Annotated in this window: 5 protein-coding genes and 1 other annotated feature; all 5 genes read right to left on the reverse strand. The window is 31.5% G+C overall.

Annotation, left to right across the window (positions count from 1 at the left end; translation table 11 throughout):
- Positions 1-3: 3 nt before the first annotated feature.
- Complete coding sequence (gene sdaAB, locus VN21_RS01820) at positions 4-678, reverse strand: L-serine ammonia-lyase, iron-sulfur-dependent subunit beta (protein ID WP_046821765.1); 675 nt, start codon at positions 676-678, stop codon at positions 4-6.
- 121 nt (positions 679-799) lie between these two features.
- Complete coding sequence (locus VN21_RS01825; RefSeq protein WP_025162072.1) at positions 800-1183, reverse strand: RidA family protein; 384 nt, start codon at positions 1181-1183, stop codon at positions 800-802.
- Positions 1184-1343: 160 nt separating this feature from the next.
- Positions 1344-2555 (reverse strand): threonine ammonia-lyase, encoded by a 1212-nt coding sequence (gene ilvA, locus VN21_RS01830; RefSeq protein WP_046821766.1) that lies wholly within the window; start codon positions 2553-2555, stop codon positions 1344-1346.
- Between the two features lie 326 nt (positions 2556-2881).
- A complete protein-coding gene (leuS, locus tag VN21_RS01835; protein WP_046821767.1) occupies positions 2882-5302 on the reverse strand; it encodes a leucine--tRNA ligase in 2421 nt (806 codons plus the stop codon).
- A gap of 198 nt (positions 5303-5500) precedes the next feature.
- Positions 5501-5693, reverse strand: a binding site (T-box leader).
- A gap of 33 nt (positions 5694-5726) precedes the next feature.
- Positions 5727-6080 (reverse strand): ribosome silencing factor, encoded by a 354-nt coding sequence (rsfS, locus tag VN21_RS01840; RefSeq protein WP_025162073.1) that lies wholly within the window; start codon positions 6078-6080, stop codon positions 5727-5729.
- Positions 6081-6230: the final 150 nt, after the last annotated feature.

The raw sequence follows: 6230 nt of genomic DNA on the forward strand, positions 1-6230 counted from the left end.
TCATTAGAATTTGTCTAAAACTACAGCTTTCGCTATAACTTCAAATTTTCTTAATTGATCTAATACATCAACATCTAAAGCTTCATCTGTTTCTATTGTAACAAATGTATACTCAGCTCCAGCTGGCTTATTAGTAGACATATTTGCTATATTCTTGTTGTTATGAGCAAGAAGTCCAGTTACGAAAGATACAGCTCCTGGTATGTCTTTTATTTCAAGTATAACTGCTGGTCTAGAACCGTTAAAGTCAAGTGGTAATCCGTCCATTTCAGTAAGTTTAATGTTTCCACCACCTATAGATGCTCCTTTAACTTCTGCCTTAGACCCATCTTCTAAAGTCATTTCCATTTTAACTGTGTTAGGATGTTCGTTTTCTCCTAAGTTAGCTTTAATGAATTCAAATCTTACACCTAATTCTTTAGCTAAATCAAAAGAATTTCTTATTCTAGCATCATCTGGTTGGAATCCTAATATACCACCAACTAATGCTTTATCTGTTCCATGTCCCTTGTATGTTTCTGCAAATGATCCATGTAAGTAGAACTTAACATCTTTAACAGGTTTACCTGCTATTTTTAATGCCATTTTCCCTAATCTTGCAGCACCTGCAGTGTGCGAGCTTGATGGACCTATCATATTTGGTCCTACGACATCAAATACACTATAATCTTTAGCCATTAATAATACCTCTTTTCATCAAATTGTCTTTTTTCTTTTGTTTTGTAAATGATTTCCAATAGTTGCTTAACTCATAAAATGACCATCCTATAAAGAGGTATGGCCATTTTGAAGTCTATTATTATTTTACTATAGCTATAGCTTCTATTTCAACTTTAACATCTCTTGGTAATCTAGCTACTTCTACACAAGATCTAGCTGGTTTGTTTTCACCGAAGAAAGAAGCGTATACTTCATTTATTTCAGCAAAATCATTCATATCACTTATGAATACTGTAGTCTTAACTACGTCTGCAAAAGTTGCTCCAGATGCAGCTAATATTTCTTTTAAACTTTCTAATGATCTAGCAGCTTGCTCTTTTGCTCCACCTTCAACTATTTCCATAGTTTCTGGGTTAAATGGAACTTGTCCTGATACGAATACCATGTTTCCATTTTTTATAGCTTGAGAGTATGGTCCTATTGCTTTAGGAGCCTTTTCTGTATGTATTACTTGTTTCATAATCAATCTCTCCTTCTTTTATATAGGTTTTGTTTTTATATTATACTTTTTTCAGTAATATTATACTACTAAATTGTATATATTGTATACAGGATATAGTAAAAAAGTGGAAATTATGCAAGCATAATTTCACTTTTTTATTATATACCCATTATATCATAAATTAATCTTCTATTGCAAACCCTGCAGACTCTACTGCTGATTTTATTTTATCTATATGAGCTTGGTCGAATGTTTCTAATTCTATTTCAAGGTATAAACTACCAAGAGTTTCCTTTGGTGGTCTTGTCATATTTGCATTTAGTATGTTTGCATTTAATCCACTTATTATTTGAGTTAACTCAGCTAATCCACCTGGCTTATCTTGTATTTTAGTTTTGAATGCATATCTTCTACCTTCTGAAGTTAATGCAGTTCCTATAACTCTGTATAATGTGTTAACATCTACATTACCTCCAGATATTACACATACAACGTTTTCATCTTTAGCTGGCTTGTATTTTCCACTTAATAATGCAGCTGTTGATACTGCACCTGAACCTTCTGATACTAGTTTTTGGTTTTCTAATAAGAATAACATAGCTTGTGCTATTTCAGTTTCTTCAACAACTATTACTTCATCAACTAACTCTTTTATTATTTCAAAAGTGTGATCTCCAGGAGTTTTAACTGCTATACCGTCAGCTATTGTAGTAGCTTTAAATGCAGTTGTAACATGTCCTTGTTCTATAGATTCTTTCATTGATGGTATATTAGCAGTTTGAACACCTATTATTTTAACATTTGGGTTTAAAGCTTTAGCAGCAGTTGCTATACCAGCTATTATTCCCCCTCCACCTATTGGGCATAATATAGTGTCAACATTTGAATTTAATTGTTCAAATATTTCAAGAGCTATTGTTCCTTGTCCAGCCATAACATATTTATCATTGAATGGATGTAAGAAAGTTGCTCCAGTTTCTTTTTGTATTTCAACAGCTTTTGCATATGCATCATCATATACTAAACCTTCTTGAACTACTTCTGCTCCATATCCTTTAGTTGCAGTAACTTTTGCAAGTGGTGCAGTAGCTGGCATTACTATTGTAGCTTTTATTCCACTTAATTTAGCTCCAAGCGCAACCCCTTGTGCATGGTTTCCAGCACTTGATGCTATAACACCGTTTGCCTTCTCTTCATCAGTTAAACTTGCTATTTTGTTGCAAGCCCCTCTTACTTTAAAAGAACCAGTCTTTTGTAAGTTTTCACATTTATAATATACGTTTGCCCCAGTCTTTTCACTTAGTTTAACGCTTTCTAACAAATCAGTTGTTTTAACTATATCTTTTATAGTTTCTCTAGCATCTTTAACATCTTGTAATGTAACTCTTGTCATTTTACTCACTCCCATAATGTTTAGATTTAATTTATAATTGTTTGACATCTTTATTGTATATAGTTTTCCATCAAAAATCAACAGGAAAACATTTTTTGGGAATTTTTTAATTTGTCAAAAAATTTACAAACATGTTGATTCCTCTGTTTTCCTGTTATTTTTCCTGCCAAAATTTTTTTTATTTTTTTCAATTTAATTTTATTTTTAATGATTTTTTCATTTTAAATTTAAAAATCGCCTTATTTTTTTAGTTAGATTGCTTACTTATGTAAATAAAAAAAGGTCTTTTTTTAAAAGGCCTTTTTTTATTCTATATAACTTATTTATTATTTTACAACTATATTAACAAGCTTCTTAGGAACAGCTACTACTTTTACTATTGTTTTTCCTTCTACTAAAGCTTTTATTTTTTCATCATTCATTGCAGCTTCTTGCATATCTTCTCTTGATATATTAGCAGCCACACTTAATTTTCCTCTTACTTTACCGTTTATTTGAACTACAACTTCAACTTCATCTTTAACTAAAGCAGATTCATCATAAGCTGGCCAAGATATATCAAATATACTTCCTTCTTTGCCTATCATAGTCCATAATTCTTCACCTATATGAGGAGCAAATGGAGCTATTATTGTAACTATAGTTTCTATAGCTTCTTTTATAACTGCATCATTTCTAGTTTCTAACTCTTTGTATTTATACATTTCGTTTATTAATTCCATTAATGCAGATATTGCAGTATTGAAACCAAACTTCTCATTTAAGTCTTCAGTTACTTTCTTTAAAGTAGCATTTATAGTGAATCTCATAGCCTTATCTTCTTTAGTTAATTCATCCATAGTAGCATCACATTTAGCTTTATCAGCTAATTCGTCAACTAATCTATAAACTCTATTTAAGAATCTAAAGCATCCTTCAACACCTTGTTCTGACCATTCTAAATCTCTTTCTGGTGGTGCTGCAAATAATACGAATAATCTAGCAGTATCAGCTCCGTACTCGTCTATTATTTCAAGCGGAGATACAACATTTCCTTTAGACTTACTCATCTTAGTTCCATCTTTTAAAACCATACCTTGAGTTAATAAGTTTTTAAATGGTTCTTTGAAGTCTAACATTCCCATTTCATTAAATGCTTTAACAAAGAATCTTGCGTAAAGTAAATGCATTATAGCATGCTCTACTCCACCTATATATTGATCCACTGGCATCCAATTGTTAACTGCATCCTTACTAAATGGCTCGTTAGTATTTTGAGCATCTATATATCTTAAGAAATACCAAGAAGAATCAACAAAAGTATCCATTGTATCTACTTCTCTTCTAGCTGGCTTTCCACAACATGGGCAAGTAGCATTCATAAACTCTTTTGATGTAGTAAGTGGTGATTCACCTTTACCTGTAAATTCTATATCTGTTGGTAATAATACAGGTAAGTTTTCTTTCTTCTCAGGTACTAATCCACACTCATCACAGTATACTACAGGTATTGGACATCCCCAATATCTTTGTCTAGAAAGTAACCAGTCTCTTAATCTATAGTTAACTGTTTTCTTTCCTATTCCCATTTCTTCTATTTTTTCTATTATTGCATCAAATGCTTTTGAAGCTTCCATTCCATCAAACTCACCAGAGTTTACCATTATATTATCTTCATTTATAACCTCAACTACGTTTAAGTTATATTTAGCTGCAAATTCAGCATCTCTTTCATCATGAGCCGGAACTGCCATAACTGCACCTGTTCCATAGTCAGCTAATACATAGTTTGCTATCCATAGCTCAACTTTTTGTCCGTTTAATGGGTTTATAACATGTTTACCTATGAACATTCCTTCTTTTTCTAAGTCGCTTGAAGTTCTTTCTATTTCAGTCATAGTGTACATTTTAGTTATAAACTTTTCTACAGCTTCTTCATACTCAGTTCCAGCAACTAATTCTTTAACTAAATCATGCTCTGGAGCTAAAACCATATAAGAAACTCCGTGTACTGTATCTGGTCTAGTTGTAAATACTGTTACTGATTTATCAATTCCATCTATATCGAAAGTTATTTCAGCTCCAGTACTTTTTCCTATCCAGTTTCTTTGCATTGTTTTAACTTTTTCTGGCCATCCATCTAAAGTATCTAAATCTTGAAGTAACTCTTCTGCAAAGTGAGTAGTTTTAAAATACCATTGTTCTAAGTCTTTTTTAACTACTACTGAATCACATCTTTCACAAGCTCCTTGAACAACTTGCTCATTAGCTAAAACCGTTTCACAAGATGGACACCAGTTAACAAAAGATTTTTTCTTGTATGCTAATCCATGCTCTAAGAACTTTAAGAATATTTCTTGAGTGAACTTATAGTACTCTGGAGTAGATGTTGCTATCTCTCTATCCCAATCATAGCTAAGTCCTAATAATTTTAATTGACCCTTCATGTCTTCTATGTTTTCCATAGTCCACTTATGAGGATGTATTCCATGCTTTATAGCCGCATTTTCAGCTGGAAGTCCGAATGAGTCCCATCCCATTGGATGAAGAACATTGTAACCTTGCATCTTTTTAAATCTAGCTATAACATCACCTATAGAGTAGTTTCTAACATGCCCCATGTGTATTTTTCCTGATGGGTATGGTAACATTTCTAATGTGTAGTATTTCGGTTTTGTTGTATCATTAGTGTCAGTTTTGTATTGATCATTTTGATCCCAAGTTTTTTGCCATTTAGCTTCAACTTCATTTGGTTTATAAACGTTCATTTTTTTACCTCCTATAAATTTTAGTTTCGTGTATATCGCTCGTGTATATATTAATTGTTTCCTTCACACAAAGTACTAAAAAGATGCACTTTAAGTGTTTCGTCAACAACTAATATATACACTTCACGTTACCACCCTACTTAAATTTTATTTTTAATTTTGTGTATTAAAAAATCCCCGTCACTAAACAAATTAATGTTTAGGGACGAGGATATTACTCGCGGTACCACCCTAATTGATTATTTTTTTAAATAATCCTCTCGTACTAGTCTTTATACCAACTACGGTTAAATAGATTGTATCTAGCAAGTTCAAATCAATTTAATACTAGTTCGCACCATCCACTAGCTCTCTGAAATCTAAATTTAATTTTACTACTCTAGTCTATTTTAATTTTTAATTATATCTTATTATTATATAATTATTAAGCTAATGTGTCAACATCAACATATGGAGCATCTTTCCACATTTTCTCTAGGTTATAGTATGCTCTATTTTCTTCATTAAATACGTGAACCATTATATCTCCAAAGTCTAATAGTATCCACTCTTGTGTCTCGTATCCTTCTTTACCTCTTGATTCTATCCCTAACTTAGTAAGTTCATCTTCTACGTTATCAGCTATAGCTTTTACTTGTCTTTGAGATCCTGCTGTAGCTATTACGAAGTAATCACATAAACTTGATACTTCTCCTACTTTTATTATAGATATATCTTTACCTAGTTTATCATCAATAGCATCATATATAACTTTAACCATTTGTTCTACTGTCGTCATATTAAATTCCTACCTTCCTTATTTTTTGCGTTTTTATATTATACCACAAAAAACCGACTTCATAATACTAAATTTATATTCTTAGTATTGACAAGTTATCGCTATTATTTCCACTTCTTCAATTTATTAATTCTATATTATTATTAATTT

This window comes from Paraclostridium benzoelyticum, assembly GCF_001006285.1.
Taxonomy (GTDB): Bacteria; Bacillota; Clostridia; order Peptostreptococcales; family Peptostreptococcaceae; genus Paraclostridium; species Paraclostridium benzoelyticum.

Coding starts and splice junctions, on each gene's coding strand:
- rsfS (WP_025162073.1), bottom strand. CDS start 6,080: ATGACGACAGTAGAACAAATGGTTAAAGTTATATATGATGCTATTGAT.
- leuS (WP_046821767.1), bottom strand. CDS start 5,302: ATGAACGTTTATAAACCAAATGAAGTTGAAGCTAAATGGCAAAAAACT.
- sdaAB (WP_046821765.1), bottom strand. CDS start 678: ATGGCTAAAGATTATAGTGTATTTGATGTCGTAGGACCAAATATGATA.
- ilvA (WP_046821766.1), bottom strand. CDS start 2,555: ATGACAAGAGTTACATTACAAGATGTTAAAGATGCTAGAGAAACTATA.